This window comes from Candidatus Campbellbacteria bacterium (genome assembly GCA_028817035.1).
GTDB lineage: Bacteria > Patescibacteriota > Minisyncoccia > Phycocordibacterales > JABAAK01 > JAPPQH01.
In genome coordinates this window covers 1-19,020 of sequence record JAPPQH010000005.1, presented here as the reverse complement: position 1 = coordinate 19,020, position 19,020 = coordinate 1, and the positions used below count along the sequence as shown (strand labels likewise).

The following is a 19,020-nucleotide window of genomic DNA, read 5'->3' as shown; positions in this document are numbered from 1 at the left end:
CAACCACTCGCAGAGCTGGTTGGGCGTTTTTCTATTTTGCTATAATCTATTACAATAGTTTAATGGAAGAGAACCAAAAAATTGGAATAGTTGCCCTTGATACAGAGACAAGTGGTGTTGATTTTGACACCTCTCAGGTTATACAATGTGGCGCTATTTTTTGTGACAAAGATTTAAACGAACTCTGTGAGTGTTCGTGGAATGTAAACTTTCTTGCAGATGAGTTCTCTTGGGATGAAGAGTCTGAAGAGATACACAAGATAAGCAGAGAGGAGGCAGAAACGCATGGGGTTGACCCAAACAAATTCATAGAGGAAATGGAAAAAAATATAAACAATAACTACGATGCCCAGACAGAATTATTAATTCTTGCGGCAAATGCATATTTTGATAATCTTATGCTGAAATCACTATGGGGAAGATATGCAAAAGATAAAAGGTTTCCTTTCTCATACAGAACGATAGATTTAAGTTCTTTTGGTATGGGTCTTTTTGGCGAGACTGGTTTTTCTAAACTGAGAGAGAGGTTGGGGATAGAAGGGGATGAGGATATGCTTCATAACGCGATGTATGATGCGAGGCTTCATCTCTCTACTTATAGGGCTATATTGGAATATATCAATAAAAGGTAAAAATTGGCTTTTGCTTTATTTCTCATTTTTTATATCTTATAATATAAGATATGTTAAATAATAATGGTTTTTCTTTAGGAGAGGTTTTGATCGTTGTGGCAATAATTGGTATTTTTGCTTCTATCATATTACTTTCTTTTGGTGATGTCGTTGATAGCCGAAAAAGACAGGCAGCAGAAATTAGCGCAGAATCTTTGAGAGAAGAGTCGGCTGTTCATTTTGCGAGGAATACTCACTATGCAACATTTTGCGATAGGACAAAAAACAAAAAACTTGAAAAAGTCGTGAACGATATAAAAAATGAACTTTATGACAACGGCATGATCGTCCCTACCTTTGGCGGCAGTTTCAGCATAACGAAAATAACCGTTGGGACAACTTCAGAGAAATTAAATTGTGAATCAACAGAATCAGGATGGACCCTACGATTAAAATTTCCTTCAGGCGATAATCATTATTGCGTTGATGATACCAATTTTTCTGGAAGTGTGAGTGGCGCTGGTTGGCCTACAGAGTTTCAAGGCTGTAAAAATAAAAATCCTTGAAATTCTTTGAATTTTTCTACCTTTTCCACATTTAATCAAAGAAATTAACAATTGCAACATTTTTATTTTTATATGAAACTGAATGTTGGGGTGGGATGATCTTTTCGGTTAAACGCGAGGCTGATGCAGGTATCCACCCTTGATGCCTGATTTCACATCCTATCTCTATGCGCCACCTCCTTTTTCCAAGGCGTTATTAGGATGTGATCTGCTGCCTTGTTGAGCATCATGGCATGGTTAGTATGATGCTTGATTTTAGGCGCCAACCTCGCGTACCTTTCAAAGGGGCTGTAGCTTAGTAGGCCAGAGCGACAATGCCTAGCTACAAGCTGGTTATTGGAGGCATAGGTTCGATTCCTATCAGCTCCTCGATCCCAAAGGTCGTTTACGCGTAATAAATGTAAACGGCCTTTTATTTTTGGTATATTTTGATGTATCATTTTATAGATGGGCAAGTGGCGGAATGGCAGACGCGCTGCGCTTAGGACGCAGTTGGATTTATCCAGTGAGGGTTCAAGTCCCTCCTTGCCCACTACAAAAATTATTGCAACAACTTTTTTCTTTATGTATAATTAACTTGGTTGTTTCAAATGTTCCTTACACAGCGAGGTGGTTGAAGGTGGAAAATAATGACACAAAGGCTCTATCTCTCAAGGCTCTCAAGGAATTTTATCAGTCTCTCGGGCTGTCAGACCCAGCGACTCTGTCGCCAGAAAGACAGCGAGAAATAGGGGAGTGGCAGGAGAAATTGCTTGCTCACCTATACGAGAAAGATCGTAATCGGATAGAGGAGATGGTAGGGACCAAAAACGGCAATGGTATAATCATCATACCCGAAGCCCCTTATTCTCTTAACTGACATATGGCGACCGCTGGTCGCCATATCTTTTTGTACACGAAAAAGAATATTGTGATAGAATTAATAATTACCTAATGGGCCCGTAGCTCAGTTGGCTAGAGCACCGGTTTTGCACTCCGGAGGTCGCAGGTTCGATTCCTGTCGGGTCCACAAATTAAGGTATTATAGATATATGGGAATTAAAGATTTTTTTTACAGGAAGGCGATGGAGTCAAAACTCAAAAAACTACCACCAGAACAGAGGGAGTTTGTTGAAAGGTTGATAGAGAAAAATCCTCAGTTGTTCAAAGAGATAAACGACCAGATAGAAAAGCGCAAAAAAGAAGGGCAGGACGAAACACTCGCCTCAATCGCCGTTATGAAGCAGTATCGCCAGAAGATAATTGATACAATGAAATAAACCATGTTTGATATCACACTACTCATATTTTTAGAATCTCTGATGATTAGTTTGGGTGCTGGCGTATCTACTTTTGCGGTTTTGTCATATTTCGCATCAATTCAAGATGGAGTCATAGAAAAATCTGAAAGGAGGATAATGGGTAGCATATATTTTGTTTTGCGCTTGGCGATGTTCTCATTAAGCATAATTCTCATACTCCTCCTTTTCCTCACCGACTTTTCAGACTATTCCGTTTGGTTTCGTGCTCTCATAATGTTGGTGATAATCTCTAATGCGGTCTTGATGACAGCGCACAGGATACCCATGTGGTTTGGACCACCGCTTATGTTTGCTTCTTGGTATACTTATCTTTTTTATGTTGTTTTTTCAAGAATATATTATGTTCCAATAACAAGCTCTGATGATTTTGTCAGTGTGTTGGGCATGTATTTGATAGTCATATCCTTGTCTGGTTTTTTGTATAATTCTTTCTACAAGCCAGTAACAACCCAAACCCAAATAAACAAATAGATATGGAGAAAAAAAAGATTTTTGTGTTCCTCGGCAATTCAGTAAAAGGCTCTTTCTCATCAGCGTGTGCTGATACATATGAAAACGCTGCGAAAAAAGCAGGGCATAGTATCAAAAGAATGAATATAGGAGATATGAAGTTTGACCCCATACTCCATAATGGCTATAGGGAAATACAACCGCTTGAACCAGACTTGCTGGAGTTTCAGGGAAATATAAAATGGGCAGATCATATCGTGATTCTTTATCCAAACTGGTGGTCTACGATGCCCGCATTATTAAAGGGAGTTTTTGACCGTGCTTTTTTGCCTGGCTTTGCTTTTAACTTTGACAAGAAAACAAAGTCATTAAAAAAACTTCTTGCAGGCAAGAGCGCAAGGGTGATAATTATCGCAGGGACGGACGCTCCGTGGCGCTTGTTTTGGAAGTATGGAGATTTTACAAATGAAATATCAAGAGGCATTTTAGGTTTTAGTGGTTTTAGCCCTGTTAAAGTCAGTACTTTTGGACCAGCAGAAAAAGTAGATGAAACAGTGAGGAAGAGTTGGCTGGAAAAGATAGAAAGTTTAGGTAAAAAAGCTTGTTAAATTATGTCATTAACTCTCGGCATAGTGGGTCTGCCCAATGTAGGTAAATCAACACTCTTCAACACACTAACAGGTCAATCCGTCCCTGCAGAAAATTATCCGTTCTGCACGATAAAGCCATCTGTCGGAATAGTTCCTGTTCCTGACAAGCGACTTGAAAGGCTGTCTGAGCTTGCAAATTCAAAAGAGAAAATACCAGCGGTGGTTCAGTATGTTGATATCGCAGGTTTGGTCAAAGGCGCTTCGTCAGGTGAAGGTCTTGGCAATGAATTTCTCTCAAACATAAGAGAGGTTGATGCGATAGTTCAGGTGGTTCGACTTTTCAAAAACTCAAAGATAGTCCATGTTGATGGTGCGCCCAATCCAAAAAGAGACATAGAAACAATATCGCTTGAACTCATACTTTATGATTTAGGGATATCAAACAGACGCGCTGAAAAACTGAAAAAAGATGCAAAAAAAGACCCTGAAGCGAAAAAAGAACTGGCACTTATCACAAAAGCAATCGGATACCTTGAAAAAGAAAAACCACTTTTGGAAGGTGATTTTGAAGAAGATGAAAAGACCGCGCTGAACAATCTTGGTTTTCTAAGCATAAAACCAATGCTATACATATTTAATGTTGAGATGGCAGGTGAGAATGTGGAGCAGAGCAATGAATCATACCAATATGCATGCGAGATAATTGAACAGCGGAATATAAAAGCGATAATACTTGATGTATTTGCAGAAAATAGTTTGTCACAGGTGAGCCAAGAAGAGAGGGAACTTTTCTGTAAAGAAGTGGGAATAAAAGTTGACTCTCTGGATTCTCTTATAAGCGAGTGCTATAAATTACTTGGATTGATAACTTTTTTTACGGTGGGAGAAAAAGAAACCCGTGCTTGGACTATAAAAAAGGGAAGCAAAGCGCCGAAGGCGGGCAGTGCGATACATACTGATTTTGAAGAAAAATTTATAAGAGCAGAAGTCGTTGGCTATGATGATTTTGTAAAGTGTGGTTCTTTGGCAGTGGCGAGAGAAAATGGACTTGCCCGAACAGAAGGGAAGGACTATGTGGTTCAAGACGGTGATATCGTTTTGTTTAAGATATAAAAAGATTAAGCGGGTGGTGGAGAGGTTGCTAGTCTCCACACACCCGCTAGGGGACTTTTAACGGGATTTTTAGTCCCCCATCCCGAAAGGTTGGAGAACTCTCCGACCCTCAATATATATGGTATACCAAGTCGCAAGATTTGTCAACCCCCCGGGGCTCGCTCCGCGAGCCCCTCCTTATTCATTATTCATTATCGCTCGTGGCTCCGCCACTCGCTTGGTTTTGCTCGCAGGGTCGCGGAGTTGGAGGCAGAGTTGGGGAAAAAAGCACCCAGAAATCATCTTCCATAATGATTTCTGGGTGTTAATATTTTGGCAATTGATACCTCTCAACAGCATTTTTGATGAGAGATAGCCTTCTTTCTTTGATGAGTTTCACCCTTTGTTCTTTTGGCAACGACATTTCTTTTTTTGTCAAAAGCTTGTTACCCTTTTTCGCTTTTGATGACTTTGGTCGTGGCGGTGAAGGTGCAAATGGTAATATCTTCGCTCCTTCCTTTGCCAAAAATTTTTTCACTGTCAGCCCTTCTTTTTTGGCTAGGCGCCGAACTTTTTTGTAACACCGACGACAGAGTTTGTGTGCGCAGTGCTCCCTCTGTTCTTCACACCCTAGACATAGGAGCTCTATCGCCTTCCGTTTCTTGTTGTAGCAACTCTTGCAGAAACCGTGTGCGCAGTATTCCCTCCATCTTTCACATCCTGGGCATAGGAACTCTCTCGCCTTACAACATTGCTTGTTGTAGCAACTCTTGCAGAAACCGTGTGCGCAGTATTCCCTCCATCTTTTACACCCTGGGCATAGGAACTCTCTCGCCTTCCGTTGCTTATTGTAGCAAAGCTTACAAAGACCATGTGCGCAGTGCTCCCTCCATCCTTTACACTTCTTACAATAGCACCACACACCCTTCTTTCCTTCCTCTTCTTTCTTCTCTCCGCCTGGGCATCCTTGATGCCCAGCATTTTGCGTGGTCATCTTGGATACCTCCTTTGTTTTTCCTAAAAAGAACCTAAAAGTTATATACACCATTGGTTGTTCTATGTCAAAAGATATCCCATATCATAGGGTTGCATACTTATGGATGAAGTGATACAATGAAAGTCCTTGCTTTCTTTGTAGGAGAGCAGGGAAGATCTTTAACATATTTTTGTTCAATACAAAATGCAACCAGTCTTAAAGAGCTCAAATAATAATTTGTGTTTTCTTTTGTTCCGCTCAACCGTTATTCAATACTAAGAGTTTGATCCTAGCTCAGGGTGAACGCTGGCGATGTGGATAAGGCATGCAAGTCGAGTGGGTTTAGACCCACGGCGAACGAGGCAGTAGCAAGTAGGTAACCTACACTGAAGTCGGGCATAACCTTTTGAAAGAAAGGATAATTCCCGATAGTCTCTTTGGAGTAAAGATTTATCGCTTCAGGATGGGCCTGCTCAATATCAGCTTGTTGGTGAGGTAATGGCTTACCAAGGCTATGACGTTTAGGGGAGGTGAGAACCTGACCCCCGCCGATGGCACTGAGACACGGGCCATACTCCTACGGGAGGCCGCAGTCGAGAATCTTCCGCAATGGGCGAAAGCCTGACGGAGCGACATCGCGTGATTGAAGAAGCACTTCGGTGTGTAAAAATCTTTTGTAAGGGAAGAAGTTTATTGACGGTACCTTACGAATAAGGGGCGCCTAATTCTGTGCCAGCAGGCGCGGTAATACAGAAGCCCCAAGCGTTACCCGGAATCACTGGGCGTAAAGGGTGCGTAGGCGGTTATATTAGTTTGCTGTTAAATCATTCGGCCCAACCGAATGTCCGCAGTGAAAACGGTATAACTTGGGGATGCGAGAGGTATGTGGAACTCATAGTGTAGGGGTGGAATCCGTTGATATTATGAGGAACACCAAAAGCGAAAGCAACATACTAGCGCAATCCCGACGCTGAGTGCACGAAAGCGTGGGTATCGAATGGGATTAGATACCCCAGTAGTCCACGCTGTAAACGATGTTCACTGGCTTATTGAGGAATCGACCCCTTGAGAGGCGAAGCTAACGCGTTAAGTGAACCGCCTGGGTAGTACGAGCGCAAGCTTGAAACTCAAAGGAATAGACGGGGACTCGCACAAGCGGTGCACCGTGTGGCTTAATTCGATGCTAATCGAAAAACCTTACCAAGACTAGTACCTACACGACGATATCCTGAAAGGGATATTTCCTTCGGGCGGGTAGGCAGGTGATGCATGGTCGTCGTCAGCTCGTGGCTTGAGCTGTTCCCTTAAGTGGGTTAACGAGCGCAACCCTCGTTGTCTGTTATATATGTCAGGCGAGACTGCCCCCTCACGGGGGAGGAAGGAGAGGATGACGCCAGATCAGCATGTCCCTTGATGTCTTGGGCTGCTCACGCGGTTCAATGGTTGTTACAGCGGGATGCCAAAGCGCAAGCTGGAGCCAATCCCTATAAAACAATCTCAGTCCGGATTGAGGTCTGCAATTCGACCTCATGAAGCTGGAATCGCTAGTAATCGCGGATCATCATGCCGCGGTGAATACGTTCTCGAGTCTTGTACTCACCGCCCGCCAAGTCAGGGAAGCTGGGAGCACCCGACGCCCCATTTTATGGGTCTAAGGTGAATTCAGTAACAAGGGCTAAGGCGTAACAAGGCACGGGTAGCGGAAGCTGTTCGTGGAACATATCCTGAATTTTCTTACGCAATTTTTCGCGTAAGTGAATAGGTTGATCAGCGAGAAATCGCTGAGACAATGGCACTAATGTCTCAAAATATGTGCCCGTTTTTCCGAAATAACGTTATCGGCGGTTGGACGGAACAAAAGAAAACATAAACTGATGTTTTGTATTTTGTATTGAAAAAAATATGTCAAAAAAGATATGCTTAGCCGCATATCTTTTTTGTTTTTATAAAAAATGCCCGCACTGTGAGTGCGGGCAGTAATAAAGATCATCCGATTCGCTTTCAGCAGACCTTAGCAGGAAGTTTTTCGTAGATGTAACGCACGATCATTCCTGCCAACTCCTCTGTAGCAGTCGGATGGACCAAGTGGTCAAGGGCAGGCTTGATGTCTTGCAGCTTTTTCTCCAAAAGCAGGGGGATTAGCTGTGCCACTTCCGCAACATACTTGCCACCTGCCAAGTGGATACCGACTATGATGTGGCTCCCAGGATTTTCAGGGCTACCTTCCTCATCGACAATAACAGCCTTGTAGGTGTTGCGCACCTTCTTTTCTCCAAGTGCTCCGTCAAGACTGTTAAACTCGACCTTAACCACATTCACCGCTTCTCCATACCTTTCCCTCGCTTCCTTTTCGGTTATGCCTACAGCACAAATTGTCGGTGTGCTGAAGACAACAGTTGGAACACTGCTTGAACAGGATGAGAAGGCATCGGTAGGGGGAAGCTTTTTCTTGCCGAAGAGTAGCTCCATAAGAAGCCTCGCGTCATGTATGGCAGATGGCGTTAAATCCATGCCGCGATTACACACATCTCCCACGGCATAGACACGCTCGGACCCCAAAACCTTTTGGTTGCCTTTTCCAACAAGTATCTTGCCTTTGTCGTCCAGAGGGAGTTTGATTCCCTCAAAGTTTGCGTTGGGGATGCGTCCGGTTGCCCAGATGACTGTTTCAAACCCATTGAGAGGGGTCGGTCCGTTCCATATAGAGATTTTTCCGTTCGTCCTTTCCAGCGACTTGATATTCGCTTTGTTGACGATCGTTATGCCTGAACTAGACATCTCTTCGGAAACAAACCTGACGATATCCTCATCAAATCCGCGCAAAATATTTTCTCCGCGGATAAGCATGGTTACCTTGACACCAAGCCGATGAAGAATGTTTGCGAATTCAGTGGCTATGTAACCACCACCAACTATCGCAACGCTTTCGGGGAGTTTCTCAAGGAACCAAAAATCATCACTGGTAATACCCAGCTCTGCACCCTTGATTTTGGGAACATAGGGCTTACTACCAGTGGCTATGAGGACTTTTTTGCCGTGAAAGTTCTTTTGTGTGTCTGTCGTCACTTCCACTCCATTTCTGTTGGCGAGCAATCTGATGCTTTGTGCTCGACTTTCAACAACCTCAACCCCTGCCTCGTTGAGTTTTTGAGGGTATACATCATTACCCAGTCGTCCTATATAATTCCTTGATTTGCTCTTGAAAATTTCCTGTCTGAAAATGATTTCCTCAACCGAGAAAAACTCCTCAGCGTTTTTCACGGACGACATAAAGTCTGCAGCAGAGAAAAGCAGTTTCTTTGGCACACAACCCAGGTTGACACATGTGCCACCCAAGATTGCTGACTCTACCAACAATACATTTTTGCCAAGTTGTCCTGCCCGAATGGCACCTGCGATGCCGCCACTTCCTCCTCCCACGACAATCATGTCGTAGATCTTCTTCTTTTGGTTACCCATACTCTTTTCCTCCTTTGTTTCAAAGATCAGTTTATGGGAAAATTCCCTATGTTGATTATTAGGGAATTTAAAAGGTTTGTCAATGCGTAGGATAGGATTGGTGATGTGACAAAAATAAAGAACACCATGTTCGCAACGCAGGCATATAGCTCACGATGCAACATGGTGTTCGTTGGTCTTGGATGGGGGTGTGTGAGGAACAATGAACCATAGGTTCACCAATCTCATTTTGGCATAATTTCGCTTTTTGTCAAAGTGGAAATTATAGTGTATAGTAATAATGGTGATCTTTTTAGGAGGAAAACGATATGTTGGAACAAAAACAAGCTTTTCTGCTTCCGTTGTTGCTTCCGTCAACTGTGGTTGCATGTGGAGCAATTCTGCTTTTGCCTTTTATTTCATCAATCAGCTTGGCGTTTGTAATGTCTCTTTGTGTATACATCCTTGTTCGTCTTGGTTTGTGTATCCATGATTCATATGAAGAGACAGTGATTAAGCAAACTGTAGAGCATCTAACCTACTTTTGCTTTCTTACAGCTTTCCTTGCTTTTATCGCTGGTCTTTTATGGGCTTTCTTCAAAGACGATGACTCCTTGCTTTTTTTGTCGGGTCTCGCGCTCATTGATGGGGCACTTTTGTTTTGTGCGAGCAATTTTTTCATCAACTTTATGGAAAAGAAAAATAATGGAGATGAAGAAGGACAAATGCATGACGGGACAATTGTGCCTACAGACTTTGGGTTAGATTTTGGTGAAACAACCCCCCAAGCAGGACCTCCGCTTGCAGAAGGCGGTAGCGATCCCACAGAACTGGATCCCAAGTGAGGAGAAGGTTGTGGCGAGCAATCCACACGCCCCGAACGATTAATTTCGTTCGGGGCGTTAATCTTTACAAGAGCGAAATGTTTGTGCGAATGGTAGGAATCTCACTTGACGGTACCAAACCAAAACAAAAATGTTAAAGAAATTATACATTTTTGTTTTGGTTCCGGCGCTCGCTGTCGCTCGCTGCTCCACCCGCCAAGTTTTGCTTCGCAAAACCCAAATCGCTATCGCGATTGGTTCTGTCGGTAGCGAGCCAGAACTCCTTTTATTTTGTGTGTTAAGCGAAATGTTTGTGCGAATGGTAGGATTTGAACCTACGACCTCTCCATTATCAGTGGAGTGCTCTAACCAACTGAGCTACATTCGCTTCACTTACAAGGATAGCATAGAATTGGTTTCTGGTACAAAACCAAAATCTGTCTTTATTTTATCAGTTTGACAAATTAAAAAGTAAGCCATACCATCTACTTATGGGGTCTTTTGCTTTACCGATTTCGTCTCTGCCAACCGGTAAAGTAGGAGACCCCATATTTTCTATTTACACAATTTCAATAAATTTGACAAATTAAAAAAAGTTTAATACACTTTTATTCGTGCAGGATTTTTTATTGTGCGTCGGGTGGTTTCATCCCGCAAACCCATCCGACTAAGGACGAGGCTATAGAAGGTCCTGCACACTTTCTATATTTTAATAAATTGACAAGACCAAGGGCATAATATACCTTTATTGTTGTGGGGTTCTCTGCCGATGTCTGAAAGTTGTTGTGAGCCCGTGAGGGTTTTAAAGGTAGAGGACCCCACATCTACCCACACAATTTTAATAAATTGACAAACCCAAGGGCATAATATATCCTATTTGTGTGGGGTTCTTTGCCGAAAGTTCTTTTTTTTCACAGAATGAAAGGAAAGGTAGCGTAAAACCCAACACGTCGCTCTTAACCAAGGTAGAGGACCCCATATTTTCCAAAAAATAGTCAATTTTTGGCTACAAACACTCCTTACCAGTAATGGCGGAGTGTTTTTATTTACATATCTATATAAAATAGGTTAAAATACTTGAAATGGCAAAAATAGAATTCAAAGGAGTAACAAAAGAATATGACAATACAAACGCCCTTCACAATGTTTCTTTCAGGGTGGGTAATAATGAATTTATAACATTGACTGGTTATTCTGGATCGGGCAAGACAACTCTCCTGAAACTTTTGCTGACGGAGGAGGAGCCAACTTTTGGTGAGGTGTTTGTAGATGAAATTGATATACACAATCTTTCAAAAGGGGAACTTATAGATTACAGGAGGCAGATTGGTGCCATATTCCAAGATTTTCGTCTGCTTAAAAACAAAACGGTGTTTGAAAATGTCGCATTTGTGATGGAGGCGTGTGGTGTCCCTGATGAGATAATAGAAGAGGATGTCCCTTATGTTTTACAACTTGTTAATCTGTCAGAAAAATCAGATAGCTTTCCGCGACAACTCTCTGGTGGGGAACAGCAAAGAGTGGCAATCGCAAGGGCGATAGTGATGCGGCCAGAGATAATAATCGCTGATGAGCCGACTGGTAATTTAGATCCGCTGAACTCTTATGAGGTTATTGATATACTTAAACAAATAAACAAACTTGGTCATACAATAATTCTGACCTCGCATGACAAGGGGGTTGTAAAAAGTGTTGGCGGTCGCGTGATAACACTTGAAGATGGCTCAGTTGTCCGTGATAATAATAAGGGTGAATACTCCGTGTAATTGATATATGTCATTCTCAACGAACATAAAAAGAATAATACATTACGGGTTTGTTAATTTTTTCAGAAACACTTTCATCTCGCTTTCCTCAGTTTTTGTTATGGCGACGATGCTTTTTGTGGTGGGTTTGTCCCTTCTTGGCAATACGCTTTTTAATGATGCTTTGGAGAGGGTGAGGGAGAAGGTTGATGTTACGGTTTATTTTGTCCCAGCAACTGAAGAGGCGGTAATAAATGATTTTAAGGCTTTCACAGAGGGTTTGGATGGTGTTAGCGATGTGTCTTATGTGTCACAAAATGAGGCACTTGCAGAATACAGGCGAAAACACGCAGATGATGCTGAACTTTTGCAGGGGCTTGATGAACTTGAAGTAAATCCGCTTCGCGCAAGGTTGCATGTCCACGCTACAGACATAACTTATTATGAAAGCATATCTGAGAGCATACAAAATAAAGATCTTTTCTCAGACGACAAGGAAACGGTGATAGACAAGATAGATTATTTTGAGGATCAGAATCAGATAGTGATACAGCGACTTTCAAACATAATAGACACAAGCGACCTTATTATGACGGTAATAATTTTAATACTTGTTATTGTTGCTTTGATTATAAATTATCTTACTGTTCGCCTCACTGTGTATTCAAGCAAGGATGAAATTGCGGTTATGGGGTTGGTTGGGACAGGAAGATTTTATAGTCAAGGTCCTTTTATAATTGAGGGTTTGTTGTATGGAGTGTTTGGTTCGTTTATAGCAATGATTGCGCTTTACTTTTTCTCATTGTGGGCAAACACGATAACACAAAATTTCTTTGGCGGTGAGGGGTTGGTTTCATATTACTCAACAAACTCATTATTTGTATTTGGTATATTGCTTCTCATAGGCGTGATTGTCGGCTGTATATCAAGCATAATCGCAGTAAGGAAATATATAAAATAAAAATTTTATGCCCAAGAAAAACACAACGAGATATATTTTTGTTATTGGCGGGGTGATGTCTGGTATTGGTAAGGGCATATCTTCATCATCAGTAGGTCTTTTGCTGTCTTCTCGTGGCTATAGGGTGAATCTTATGAAGATTGATCCATATCTTAATGTGGATGCCGGCACGATGAATCCGCTTGAGCACGGAGAGTTGTTTATTCTTGATTCTGGTCTTGAGTGTGATCAAGATATGGGTAACTATGAGAGATTTACAAACAAAAACTATACAAATGATGACTATCTCACAAGCGGGATGCTTTACAAAAGTGTAATTGAAAAAGAAAGGGCGTTTGGATACAAGGGTCGGTGTGTTGAGGCGATACCACACTTGGTTGATGAGGCATATCAGAGGATAGTTCGTTCTGCCACCAAGTCTAAGGCGGATATCCAGATTGTAGAGATTGGCGGAACGATAGGGGACTATCAGAATCAGATATATCTTGAAGCGGCAAAGTCTTTTCAGGTGAATTATCCTGATGAGGTAGCATTTATACTTGTCACTTACTCGCCTATGCCTTCCATTTTGGGTGATATCAAGACACGACCCACACAAAGAGCAATAAGAGATTTGAATACTTTTGGTATCCGTCCAGATGTGGTAATCGCGCGTAGTGAAAAAGATTTAGATAAAAAACACAAGGAAAAAATTGCAAGATCTTCTAATATAGATGTAGATATCGTAATCTCTGCGCCTAATTTAGAAAGTATTTATGAGGTTCCTTTGAGCCTAAGGGAAGAGGGAGTTGATGATCTTCTTATTGACACGCTGGGTCTGGAAAGGAAGCGGCAGAATAAAGAAATAAACCGATGGAAAAAATTTGTTTCATCTCAAAAGGGAAGAAAGAAGTCAGTAAAAATCGCAGTGATAGGAAAATATTTGGGAAGCACTGAGAAATTCACAGATGCATACATATCAGTAGGTGATGCACTCAAATCATCTGGTGTGGCGGTTGGTGTCAAGGTGGAAATTGATTGGTTTAATTCAAAATATCTTGAGCGCGCGAATCACAACAGTGTGATAAAACAGATTTCTTCTTATGATGGTATTTTGGTTCCTGGCGGTTTTGGTAATAGCGGTGTCAAAGGGAAGTTAAAAATTATAAAACACGCGAGAGAAAATAAAATACCATATTTTGGAATATGTTATGGTATGCAGATTGCTGCGATTGAGTTTGCACGCAATGTTTTGGGAATCAGAAACGCGACTTCAGAGGAGTTAAATGAAAAAGCAAGGGATAAAGTGATACACGCGATGAAGGAACAGAAGTCCAACATCAAAAACAAAAACTATGGCGGAACCATGCGTCTTGGCGCGTATAAGATGCATGTAAAGGACAAAACACTTTTAAGAAAATTATACAAAAAGCAATATGTCTCTGAAAGACATAGACACAGATATGAATTTAACAATGCTTATATAAAGCGTTTTGAAAATAAAGGGCTCATAATGTCTGCGTATTCCCCTGACAAATCCACCGTTGAGGCGTTTTCGCTTGATCAAAATATACACCCATTTTTTGTCGGCACACAATATCACCCAGAATTCCTTGCAAGACCAATCAACCCACACCCTTTGTTTGTTGGCTTTATAAGGGCTGCTGCCTCCAAAAAATAGCCCTATTTGCTGTGGCTATTGACTTTTTTATGAAATAATGATAACATATAGATACACTGTTCTTTTACATAAATAAGGTAATTAATAACCTTGTTTTTTCTATTGTTCTTACCAAATGGTCTTTCTTAGAGATTCTACGATCTTATATTGGATCTCAAAGACAGTTCTATATTTTCACTGTCTTATTGTCTAACAATTAAGAAAAACAAAGTTATTATTACTATGAGCGCAAATTTAAAGAGCGCGACAATTGCTTTTGTGGGTATATTAATTGCACTCACAATAGCCGTGCCATCATTGGCACAAAGTCCCGCTCCTCTCGCACCTAATTCAGAAGTTAAAGAAACAAAAACTGAAGAAAAAGAGACTGTGGTGGGAAGCGTGGACGATCGTGCTCAAACAAATCAACAACCTAATATTGACAACGACGATGCGGATTCTCTTGAAAATCAGGACGCACCACAAGGTGTAACTGAACAAGAAGATGAGGCGGACGACATCGTTGAAAACGAACAAGTAAATCAAGAGGAAACTGAACAGCCAGCCGAAGAGGCGGTTGAAGAGACAGAACAGCCAGCAGAACAGCCAGCAGAGGAAACTGAAAAAGTTGCTGAAAAGACTGAACAACCAGCAGAGGAAACTGAACAACCAGCTGAAGAAACACCAGAAGTGCCTGCTCAATTGAGCCAGTCACCATCTGCTACTCAACAGCCAGCAGTTCCACAAGCACAACAGGTTCAACAGCCACAGCAACAGCCAGCAGTTCCGCAAGCACAACCTGCTCAATTACCACCTTCTCAGAGAATTCACGGTGGAACACATGCTACTGTTATAAACATCGTTCTTCCGCAGACACCTCGTACAAGAGCCAGGACTAGGATTACAATTAATAGTGGAGAGTTTTCTGAAAGGATAACCAGTGCAGGCTATACTTTGGTTAGTAGCACTTCACAGTGTAGCTCAACCAGCTCATTTGTAGGAGTAGTGGTTACAACATTGTCAGGTGGAGAGACTCAGATTGATACACTTCATCAGGACAGCGAGAATGACAACAACAAGCATTTTTGTCTTAGACTTACCGCTGACTCTGGAAATGTGTACTACAGGGTGACCTCAGGAAGACTGGGAGGAATTGATACAACTCCTCCAGTAATTGGCGGATATAACACCCCACTTCCATCACCGTCACCGGGTGTGTCCAGATTGGCATTTACGGTAACAGATACCAACGGATTTGGTATCAGAGATGCGAAATACACAATAGTGAATTCGCAAGGTCAGGCATGTCCATCTGCAAGTTCATTAGCATACAATCAGGACATAACTCTATCTGGTAATTACGATTCCCGAACTCGTAGAGGGACATCTGTAAGAACTGGAAGGGTGGATGTTAATCAGCAAGCTCAAATAAGCAAAATTTGTTTGAGGTCTATTGATGCAGCAGGTAACCCTGCTATTGACGACATTCCCGTTCCTGCGAGAACAGGTGGAGACACTGACGCACCACAAGTTGGATTAATTGTTACATTGCCAAGTAATACTCAGGCAAGCGTAGCGATTACTGCAACAGATACAAGCGGTGTTTTGTCAGCAGAGTACAAAGTTATTGCTTCATCAGCAAGTTGTGGAACAACAGGTTACACAGCAGTTTCAGGTCTTTCAGGCACTTCAGCAAGTACCACAAGGACTGCAACTGTTACTGTTACAAGAACATCGTCAGAACAACAAATCTGTGCCAGAGCAACTGACAACTCAGCTGCAAACAATGTCTCAACGCCAGTCACAAGCACAATCCAAGCTTCTACTTCAGGTGGAGGCGGAGGCACAGCAGACACTGACGCACCACAAGTTGGATTAATTGTTACATTGCCAAGTAATACTCAGGCAAGCGTAGCGATTACTGCAACAGATACAAGCGGTGTTTTGTCAGCAGAGTACAAAGTTATTGCTTCATCAGCAAGTTGTGGAACAACAGGTTACACAGCAGTTTCAGGTCTTTCAGGCACTTCAGCAAGTACCACAAGGACTGCAACTGTTACTGTTACAAGAACATCGTCAGAACAACAAATCTGTGCCAGAGCAACTGACAACTCAGCTGCAAACAATGTCTCAACGCCAGTCACAAGCACAATCCAAGCTTCTACCGGAGGAGGTGGAGGTGGCGGAGGTGGAGGCGGCGGCGGAGGCGGCGGAGGCGGAGTTACGCCAAACCCAAATCCCAACCCAAATCCTAACCCAAACCCAAACCCAAATCCAGATCCAAATCCTACAACATCTACTCCAGGAATTAATGTCGGAATAGTCACAGGAGGAGGTGATGATAGGAGACCAACCAGACGAGGCGGAGGCGGAAGAGGACACGACTGTGTGCAAGAAGATGTACCAAATCCATTCAACTGGATTTGTGCACCTCGCATGGATTATTCAACTCCTGTAGCACCAGTAGTTCCCCCTCAAGTCGTTAAACCAAGACCACTTACACCAAGCAGACCATCTACCCCAGTAGTTAGGGATGAATTCCCACACTCAGAAGTATTTGATCGTTGCTTGCTTGAAGGTGTCTATGGCGAAGATGTCAAACTTCTACAGCAACTACTCAACATTGAAGGTTGTACGGTTGCAGAGGAAGGATACGGCTCAGAAGGTGAGGAAACCACATACTTTGGTCCACTCACAAAGAGAGCATTAGTCAAATGTCAAAAAAGGTTCGGTATTCCTTCAACAGGAGTATTCGGTCCTATATCTGCAAAACACTTTGACAAAGTGTACAAGAAACACTTCGGTGATTCTTCCGCAGACGAAAAAGTCAAAAACAAACGCAAAAGTAAAACAAGCTCTACAACTCGGTCTAAAAAGATCGTGGGCGGAGGAGTAAGGCGAGTTGGACTTAGCGAAAACAAAAGTCTGCTTGAGAGATTAAACGAATTAATTGACCGAGCAGCGCAAGAATACTTTCTTGTTAAATAAACAAGAAAGATAGGGAAGAGGAGGAGCCATGTGTGGCCACCTTGGTTTCTCCCCAAAACAAACGCGCGTTAAAAAGCAAAGACCCCGTTCTCCGCGGGGTCTTTGCTTGTTTACTTCTGGAAATTTTTTGGTATAATGAGGTTGGAATCCTTTGAATTGTTCAGAGGAATTGTTCTTAGAAAAAAGGAGGTGTTTGTTATGATGTTATGTTCTGCACCAGGAACAATCAAGATGACACAAGAACAACTCAGTGCTTTCTTCAAAAAGCATGGTCACGGAGGGGATGTCGTCAAACGGTATCTTACGGATAAGGATTCTGAATGGCACAAAAAGCAACTGTCCATACAGGTCATGTTTTCTACACCCTCTGATTCGGTAGACCAGTCCAACAAAACCAACAAGCAAGTCATTGAGGGTAGTGGCAAGGAAGACACAAAAACACACTTTGGGCATGCTGCCATCAGCGAGGGTTCTGAGTCGGATGAAGTGGAAATCATTCCGCTGAAAACCTTGCCGATTGTTAAGATGGAAGAATCCGAGATAATCGCCTTTTGCAAGAAGCATGGAGTGGACCCGACTGAGGCTATGTACAAAGAGGCAGAGAGCGAAAGAAAAAACAGAGCCAAGATGAAGAAAATCCACAAACTTCTGATGGCTGGGAAATGGAAGAAAAACCCTTTGTCTGAAGAAGAAATGCTGGAAGAAGCATATCGCTTGGCGGAACTGCTCTTGAAGGAAGGATACATGGGTTGTTGGTTCCACGCAAATGGTCAGGTAGTCATAACGGATGCTGACTGCTGCACTTCTGTACACAAAAATGGAGGTCGTATCGGCAAAGAGAATGGTTTTGAAAACCAAGCAAAGGAGCTGAAGAACCTCATCGACAACAAATGCTGGGAAAAGAAGGGCTTAGGAGGATATGGAGTCCTTGGTGGTAGTACCAATGATATCGTCCCAAGGATGATTGCTTCTGGAATCAAGGAAATCGAAATCTACATGAATGGCGTTGTTGAGTTTGTGGCACTTGAAAATGATGTCGAATACTCCAACTGCTCCATAGATGGCAAAGTTCTTGAAGGCATACTCTCCGTTCCCGTTTCCCTTGTTGAGTAACAACTCGTTGCTTAGCACATACACCCGTCCGAGCCTCTCGGACGGGTGATTTCTTTGACATTGACAAAATTTGATAACTCTCATATATTGAAAGTATGAAAAGAGACTCAAAATACGGATGGTGGTCGCTTGTTTTTTTCATTGTTTTTATACTCGTATCGTATATAGTTTTTTATCTCGTTACTATAAACGGCTCTTGGTATTCTCCAACGCTGTTTGAAACGGTGATTATAATTTTGGGGTCATTCAGACTCACAAGGCTTTTTGTATATGACTCCATAACATCTGTTTATAGAAACTCCATAATCACAAACAGCGGTAAGGGTGGTTTATGGACACTCTTGTCTGACATAGTTTCTTGTCCGTGGTGCGCTGGTATTTGGATGACACTTGTCTCGGTGGTTTTGTTTTACCTCACGCCTTTCACAACCTTTCTACTTTATGTGGCGGCGCTCGCAGGACTTGCCACGCTCATACAGCTTTTTGCGAATTTGACTGGTTGGAAGGCAGAGCGAAACAAACAAAAAGCCCTAAAGAAAGATTAATAAAAAAGATTTATAATATTAAAAACCTGCCACCTTAGCTCAGTTGGTAGAGCATTGCACTCGTAACGCAAAGGTCGTCGGTTCGATCCCGACAGGTGGCTCAGTCGCTCACTTCGTTCGCTTCTATTTATTATCGCTCGTGGCTTCGCCACTCGCTTGACTTGCCTCGCAGGCTCGGCAA

At 42.3% G+C, this 19,020-nt stretch carries 17 protein-coding genes, 5 tRNA genes and 1 rRNA gene; 19 read left to right on the top strand and 4 right to left on the bottom strand.

All coding sequences use genetic code 11. The features are described from left to right. The first annotated feature begins 62 nt into the window (after positions 1–62). From OXU73_00570 to ychF, 10 genes are all read left to right on the top strand, one after another. The gene (locus tag OXU73_00570; protein ID MDD9867815.1) at positions 63–632 is read left to right on the top strand and encodes an exonuclease domain-containing protein; all 570 of its coding nucleotides are present in this window, start codon (positions 63–65) and stop codon (positions 630–632) included. A 50-nt stretch (positions 633–682) separates the two neighbouring features. Then, the gene (locus tag OXU73_00565) at positions 683–1,177 is read left to right on the top strand and encodes a type II secretion system protein (GenBank protein MDD9867814.1); all 495 of its coding nucleotides are present in this window, start codon (positions 683–685) and stop codon (positions 1,175–1,177) included. Between the two features lie 284 nt (positions 1,178–1,461). Next, positions 1,462–1,546: transfer RNA gene (locus tag OXU73_00560), tRNA-OTHER, on the top strand. 80 nt (positions 1,547–1,626) lie between these two features. After that, positions 1,627–1,709 (top strand) — tRNA-Leu (locus tag OXU73_00555). A 45-nt stretch (positions 1,710–1,754) separates the two neighbouring features. After that, entirely contained in the window at positions 1,755–2,036 is a 282-nt protein-coding gene (locus OXU73_00550) for a hypothetical protein (protein ID MDD9867813.1), read from the top strand. Between the two features lie 76 nt (positions 2,037–2,112). Further along, positions 2,113–2,186 (top strand) — tRNA-Ala (locus tag OXU73_00545). Between the two features lie 22 nt (positions 2,187–2,208). Continuing rightward, positions 2,209–2,436 carry a hypothetical protein gene (locus OXU73_00540; protein MDD9867812.1) on the top strand — a complete coding sequence of 76 codons (228 nt, stop codon included), beginning with the start codon at positions 2,209–2,211 and terminating at the stop codon, positions 2,434–2,436. A gap of 3 nt (positions 2,437–2,439) precedes the next feature. Beyond that, positions 2,440–2,949 (top strand): hypothetical protein, encoded by a 510-nt coding sequence (locus tag OXU73_00535; protein ID MDD9867811.1) that lies wholly within the window; start codon positions 2,440–2,442, stop codon positions 2,947–2,949. Between the two features lie 2 nt (positions 2,950–2,951). Beyond that, positions 2,952–3,536 carry an NAD(P)H-dependent oxidoreductase gene (locus tag OXU73_00530; GenBank protein ID MDD9867810.1) on the top strand — a complete coding sequence of 195 codons (585 nt, stop codon included), beginning with the start codon at positions 2,952–2,954 and terminating at the stop codon, positions 3,534–3,536. Positions 3,537–3,539: 3 nt separating this feature from the next. After that, a complete protein-coding gene (ychF, locus tag OXU73_00525) occupies positions 3,540–4,631 on the top strand; it encodes a redox-regulated ATPase YchF (protein MDD9867809.1) in 1,092 nt (363 codons plus the stop codon). A 304-nt stretch (positions 4,632–4,935) separates the two neighbouring features. Here ychF and OXU73_00520 read toward each other — a convergent pair whose 3' ends face one another. Next, positions 4,936–5,148 carry a hypothetical protein gene (locus OXU73_00520; GenBank protein ID MDD9867808.1) on the bottom strand — a complete coding sequence of 71 codons (213 nt, stop codon included), beginning with the start codon at positions 5,146–5,148 and terminating at the stop codon, positions 4,936–4,938. Between the two features lie 107 nt (positions 5,149–5,255). Continuing rightward, positions 5,256–5,591 (bottom strand): hypothetical protein, encoded by a 336-nt coding sequence (locus OXU73_00515; protein ID MDD9867807.1) that lies wholly within the window; start codon positions 5,589–5,591, stop codon positions 5,256–5,258. 266 nt (positions 5,592–5,857) lie between these two features. On the opposite strand from OXU73_00515, the gene OXU73_00510 reads away from it, so the two are divergent. After that, a 16S ribosomal RNA gene (locus tag OXU73_00510) occupies positions 5,858–7,314 on the top strand. A 273-nt stretch (positions 7,315–7,587) separates the two neighbouring features. On the opposite strand, the gene OXU73_00505 is transcribed toward OXU73_00510, so the two are convergent. Beyond that, positions 7,588–9,045 carry an FAD-dependent oxidoreductase gene (locus tag OXU73_00505; GenBank protein ID MDD9867806.1) on the bottom strand — a complete coding sequence of 486 codons (1,458 nt, stop codon included), beginning with the start codon at positions 9,043–9,045 and terminating at the stop codon, positions 7,588–7,590. Between the two features lie 308 nt (positions 9,046–9,353). On the opposite strand from OXU73_00505, the gene OXU73_00500 reads away from it, so the two are divergent. Further along, on the top strand, positions 9,354–9,869 hold the full coding sequence (locus OXU73_00500; protein ID MDD9867805.1) for a hypothetical protein: 516 nt from the start codon (positions 9,354–9,356) through the stop codon (positions 9,867–9,869). Between the two features lie 293 nt (positions 9,870–10,162). Here the strand turns inward: OXU73_00500 and OXU73_00495 are convergent. Next, positions 10,163–10,236 (bottom strand) — tRNA-Ile (locus OXU73_00495). A gap of 694 nt (positions 10,237–10,930) precedes the next feature. Here OXU73_00495 and OXU73_00490 point away from each other — a divergent pair. The 7 genes from OXU73_00490 to OXU73_00460 all read left to right on the top strand — a co-directional run bounded on the left by OXU73_00490 (position 10,931) and on the right by OXU73_00460 (position 18,940). Next, a complete protein-coding gene (locus OXU73_00490; protein MDD9867804.1) occupies positions 10,931–11,614 on the top strand; it encodes an ATP-binding cassette domain-containing protein in 684 nt (227 codons plus the stop codon). Positions 11,615–11,621: 7 nt separating this feature from the next. Then, the gene (locus OXU73_00485) at positions 11,622–12,554 is read left to right on the top strand and encodes a permease-like cell division protein FtsX (GenBank protein MDD9867803.1); all 933 of its coding nucleotides are present in this window, start codon (positions 11,622–11,624) and stop codon (positions 12,552–12,554) included. Between the two features lie 7 nt (positions 12,555–12,561). Next, positions 12,562–14,214 carry a CTP synthase gene (locus tag OXU73_00480; protein ID MDD9867802.1) on the top strand — a complete coding sequence of 551 codons (1,653 nt, stop codon included), beginning with the start codon at positions 12,562–12,564 and terminating at the stop codon, positions 14,212–14,214. Between the two features lie 222 nt (positions 14,215–14,436). Continuing rightward, on the top strand, positions 14,437–17,181 hold the full coding sequence (locus OXU73_00475) for a peptidoglycan-binding protein (GenBank protein MDD9867801.1): 2,745 nt from the start codon (positions 14,437–14,439) through the stop codon (positions 17,179–17,181). A 135-nt stretch (positions 17,182–17,316) separates the two neighbouring features. Further along, on the top strand, positions 17,317–18,294 hold the full coding sequence (locus tag OXU73_00470; GenBank protein ID MDD9867800.1) for a hypothetical protein: 978 nt from the start codon (positions 17,317–17,319) through the stop codon (positions 18,292–18,294). Positions 18,295–18,389: 95 nt separating this feature from the next. Beyond that, positions 18,390–18,839, top strand: coding sequence for a DUF1360 domain-containing protein (locus tag OXU73_00465; GenBank protein MDD9867799.1), 450 nt, complete (start codon positions 18,390–18,392; stop codon positions 18,837–18,839). A gap of 28 nt (positions 18,840–18,867) precedes the next feature. Next, positions 18,868–18,940: transfer RNA gene (locus tag OXU73_00460), tRNA-Thr, on the top strand. Positions 18,941–19,020: the final 80 nt, after the last annotated feature.

What these genes read in the sequence shown, in the direction of transcription:
- OXU73_00570 (MDD9867815.1), top strand. Translation starts at nt 63, where the DNA reads ATGGAAGAGAACCAAAAAATTGGAATAGTTGCCCTTGATACAGAGACA.
- OXU73_00565 (MDD9867814.1), top strand. Translation starts at nt 683, where the DNA reads ATGTTAAATAATAATGGTTTTTCTTTAGGAGAGGTTTTGATCGTTGTG.
- OXU73_00540 (MDD9867812.1), top strand. Translation starts at nt 2,209, where the DNA reads ATGGGAATTAAAGATTTTTTTTACAGGAAGGCGATGGAGTCAAAACTC.
- OXU73_00535 (MDD9867811.1), top strand. Translation starts at nt 2,440, where the DNA reads ATGTTTGATATCACACTACTCATATTTTTAGAATCTCTGATGATTAGT.
- OXU73_00530 (MDD9867810.1), top strand. Translation starts at nt 2,952, where the DNA reads ATGGAGAAAAAAAAGATTTTTGTGTTCCTCGGCAATTCAGTAAAAGGC.
- ychF (MDD9867809.1), top strand. Translation starts at nt 3,540, where the DNA reads ATGTCATTAACTCTCGGCATAGTGGGTCTGCCCAATGTAGGTAAATCA.
- OXU73_00515 (MDD9867807.1), bottom strand. Translation starts at nt 5,591, where the DNA reads ATGCTGGGCATCAAGGATGCCCAGGCGGAGAGAAGAAAGAAGAGGAAG.
- OXU73_00505 (MDD9867806.1), bottom strand. Translation starts at nt 9,045, where the DNA reads ATGGGTAACCAAAAGAAGAAGATCTACGACATGATTGTCGTGGGAGGA.
- OXU73_00500 (MDD9867805.1), top strand. Translation starts at nt 9,354, where the DNA reads ATGTTGGAACAAAAACAAGCTTTTCTGCTTCCGTTGTTGCTTCCGTCA.
- OXU73_00490 (MDD9867804.1), top strand. Translation starts at nt 10,931, where the DNA reads ATGGCAAAAATAGAATTCAAAGGAGTAACAAAAGAATATGACAATACA.
- OXU73_00485 (MDD9867803.1), top strand. Translation starts at nt 11,622, where the DNA reads ATGTCATTCTCAACGAACATAAAAAGAATAATACATTACGGGTTTGTT.
- OXU73_00480 (MDD9867802.1), top strand. Translation starts at nt 12,562, where the DNA reads ATGCCCAAGAAAAACACAACGAGATATATTTTTGTTATTGGCGGGGTG.
- OXU73_00475 (MDD9867801.1), top strand. Translation starts at nt 14,437, where the DNA reads ATGAGCGCAAATTTAAAGAGCGCGACAATTGCTTTTGTGGGTATATTA.
- OXU73_00470 (MDD9867800.1), top strand. Translation starts at nt 17,317, where the DNA reads ATGAGGTTGGAATCCTTTGAATTGTTCAGAGGAATTGTTCTTAGAAAA.
- OXU73_00465 (MDD9867799.1), top strand. Translation starts at nt 18,390, where the DNA reads ATGAAAAGAGACTCAAAATACGGATGGTGGTCGCTTGTTTTTTTCATT.